This is a genomic window from Arachidicoccus sp. (assembly GCF_050436765.1).
Taxonomy (GTDB): domain Bacteria; phylum Bacteroidota; class Bacteroidia; order Chitinophagales; family Chitinophagaceae; genus Arachidicoccus.
This window is the reverse complement of record NZ_JBNQGD010000003.1, coordinates 1-3,202: the sequence shown is the minus strand read 5'-3', so window position 1 is coordinate 3,202 and position 3,202 is coordinate 1. Positions and strand designations below refer to the sequence as shown.

The window sequence follows — 3,202 nt, the reverse complement described above, 5'->3', positions numbered from 1 at the left end:
GACCCGGGCTTCTAATGAACGTGTGGCGAGTCTGATAGATGGTGAAAGGAATTTTACCTACAACACAAATTTTAGTCAAACCATCCGGTGGTCCACCAATTTGAAAGAGACTTTTGATATCAATCTTTCTACTGATCCTTCCTATCATATTACGACCTATACGGTTAATAAAGCGCAGAATGGAAACTATTATTCGCAATCTATTTCTTTTGATGGTACTTGGTATAGCAAGTCAGGCTGGGAAGCTATGTCGAAATTTAATTATGCTTTTTACGCGGGTTTGCCCGAGGGACAAAATACGAGCATTCCACGTTGGAACCTAAGCATAGCTAAATTGTTCTTTAAGAATAATTCTGGAGAGGTAAAACTTACGGTAAACGATATACTCAATAAAAGTAAAGGCATTTCTTTTAGTCGTACTGACAACTATATAAGGCAATCGCAAACCAATGTACTTCGGCGTTATTTTATGCTCACCTTTACCTACAACCTACGCAAATTTGGGGGTAGAAAAGGGTCGGGAAAAATGAATGTTAATGGAGAACGCCGAAAGAAAATTGGGGAATTTGACGGATTTGGCACAGGTGGAAAGGGTAGTGGTCATCGTAGCGGTGGGTTTTAGTAGACGTATTTTACAAATATTTCTATTTCTTTTTAAAAAAGTCGTGTATTAAAAATAGCATTGAATTCCAAAGCGCTAAACATTGTCTTAAACCATTTTTTGCCTTTGTTACCGTATCTGATATTTTGATTCAGTCAAAGGATCAAAAAAATGCAATAGGCAATTCAGTCAATCAGCGGCTTGGCCAATAGTTTAAGCAAAGTCGTCTTATACTGTGGGGAATACATTTTTGAATGAGGGCAAAGAGATATGTACGCCCGCTCTTCATAAATTCGCTGCGACAAAAAAAATGTCACAACTTAGAAGAAAATTTGTGCATTGCCGGTCGAATTTTAAGATATACTTGCATTTAATCTTGCTACCTTTAAATACTAAATTTGAAAATTATGTGGCAGCAGAAAGAAAATAAATTACACAAGAAGTTTGAGTTTAAGAATTTCTCAGCGGCTTTTGCCTTTATGACACGTGTGGCTTTGATTGCTGAAAAAATGGACCATCACCCTACTTGGACAAATACTTGGAATAAGGTTGAAATATCACTTTCCACACATGATGCGGGAGATGTGGTAACAAGGAAAGATGAAGATTTGGCGAAAGCCATTGATGAGTTATTATAATCTTACTTCGATGGGAATTATTATTCATGTTGTGGTACGACCATTACAGGAATGGAAGCATGGCGAACCACATATTCGGCAATACTTCCCATAAGAAAATGCGCTAGCCCCGTTCTTCCATGTGTACCCATTACAATTAAATCTGCTTTCCACTGCTTGGCGGTAGCTAAAATTTCATCTTTGGGGAAGCCTTCAGGAAGGAATTTGCCTATTTCCATATTGTTATCCTGGCTATACATCTTTATCATTTGATTCACCGTTTCTTCCGCTTGTTGCAATAGGATACTTTCGCTTTGAAGAGGTGTGATGCCAAGGTCGGAACTTACAATTTCATGACTTCTGTCAATGACAAAAATCAGAGCGACCGCTGCATTGAGCGCCCGTGCTAAAGCGACCCCTTTTTTGACGGCGTGTAGGGAGCAAGGACTGCTATCGACGGCAATTAATACCTTTTTGAATCCCATAATTCTGTTATTTTATACATTCAAGTAATGCAATTTTTGAGCCATTTTTTTGTTTTAATTCTGTGCTCTGAAAATTTTTGTTATTTCTACAATTACTGAGCTGAGATTGTATTATATTTGTTTATATTCATTTTACGTTCAAGTATTAAAATCCAGTTTTATTCATGAGAATAGTACTTATTTTTTTGATCATTTTTACAGCTGCTATTAAAGTCAATGCACAAGACTATGTAATTACCGATTACGGCGCAGGTCTGGATAGTAACAAGTTAAATACAGAAGTTATACAAAGTGTTATTGATAAAGCTGCTTTGAATGGAGGCGGCACAATTGTTATTCCTAAGGGCGTTTTTCTTACAGGAGCTTTATTTTTTAAGCCTAAGACAAAGCTAGCGCTAATGGAAGGAGCTAAGTTAAAAGGCTCGGATAATATTGGTGATTACCCATATGGTCCTTCTCGTATGGAGGGGCACAATCTGTACTATTATGCCGCATTGATCAATGCTTACCATGTAAACAATTTTAGTATTACAGGCCCCGGTACAATCGACGGAAATGGATTGAGTTATTGGGCGGATTTTTGGAAACGTAGAAAAGAGGCGAAAAAAGAAGGTAAAGCGTTCACTAATTTGGAAGTTCATCGTCCACGTTTGCTTTTTGTTTGGCAATGCAATGATGTGGTAATAAAAAACGTTAAACTACATAACTCCGGTTTCTGGACTACACATTTGTATCAGTGTACGAATGTTTTAATTGATAGCTGTGATATTCGTTCTTCATTTAGCCCAGTGCCGGCACCCAGTACCGATGGGGTGGATATCGATGTATGTAAAAATGTGTTAATTCGTAATTGCTATATTTCGGTAAATGATGACGGCGTATGTATTAAAGGTGGTAAAGGGCCTGATGCGCAAAACATAGCTGGCAATGGAATGGTAGAAAATGTGTTGATTGAGAATTGTACTTATGGTAGGGTAAATGCCTGTCTAACTTTTGGTAGTGAATGTATTCACGGGAAAAATATTGAAATAAAAAACTGTAAGGTGGATAATAATAATCCCATTCTGCTGTTCAAAATGCGTCCAGATACCTATCAGATCTATGAAAATGTAAAAGTGGATGGTATTACTGGTAAATGTGGTACAATCGTAATGATGTCTCCATGGACACAGTTTTTCGATATGAAAGGAAGTACCGCAAAGCCATTTGGTACCGTTCGAAATGTCAGTATTTCCAATGTGAATGTACAGTGCGAGTATCTAGGCAGAATGAAGGGAAATTCACTCGATAAGGTATCTAATATAAGCTTCAAGGATATTAATGTGAAAGCCCAAAAGCCAATATTTGAAACGCCTTATAAGAATATCTCCATGGAAAATGTAGTTGTTAACGGACAACCATATAAACTGGACTAGAGTTTTTGTGAATAAACTTGCTTGCTTATAACATTTCATCTTAAAATAAGCATACCTAGAAAGGTGGCTAAGAGTCCAAAAACG

General features: G+C 37.3%; 4 protein-coding genes. 3 read left to right on the top strand and 1 reads right to left on the bottom strand.

Annotation, left to right across the window (positions count from 1 at the left end):
• A partial coding sequence (locus tag ACQR30_RS00185) for an outer membrane beta-barrel protein (protein WP_429729555.1) occupies nucleotides 1–622 on the top strand: 622 nt, incomplete at its 5' end.
• Between the two features lie 386 nt (nucleotides 623–1,008).
• Nucleotides 1,009–1,239: a 4a-hydroxytetrahydrobiopterin dehydratase gene (locus tag ACQR30_RS00180; protein WP_429729552.1), complete on the top strand. Its 231-nt coding sequence runs from the start codon at nucleotides 1,009–1,011 to the stop codon at nucleotides 1,237–1,239.
• A 20-nt stretch (nucleotides 1,240–1,259) separates the two neighbouring features.
• On the opposite strand, the gene ACQR30_RS00175 is transcribed toward ACQR30_RS00180, so the two are convergent.
• A complete protein-coding gene (locus ACQR30_RS00175; RefSeq protein WP_429729549.1) occupies nucleotides 1,260–1,703 on the bottom strand; it encodes a universal stress protein in 444 nt (147 codons plus the stop codon).
• A gap of 164 nt (nucleotides 1,704–1,867) precedes the next feature.
• On the opposite strand from ACQR30_RS00175, the gene ACQR30_RS00170 reads away from it, so the two are divergent.
• The gene (locus ACQR30_RS00170) at nucleotides 1,868–3,118 is read left to right on the top strand and encodes a glycoside hydrolase family 28 protein (RefSeq protein WP_429729546.1); all 1,251 of its coding nucleotides are present in this window, start codon (nucleotides 1,868–1,870) and stop codon (nucleotides 3,116–3,118) included.
• Nucleotides 3,119–3,202 lie beyond the last annotated feature (84 nt).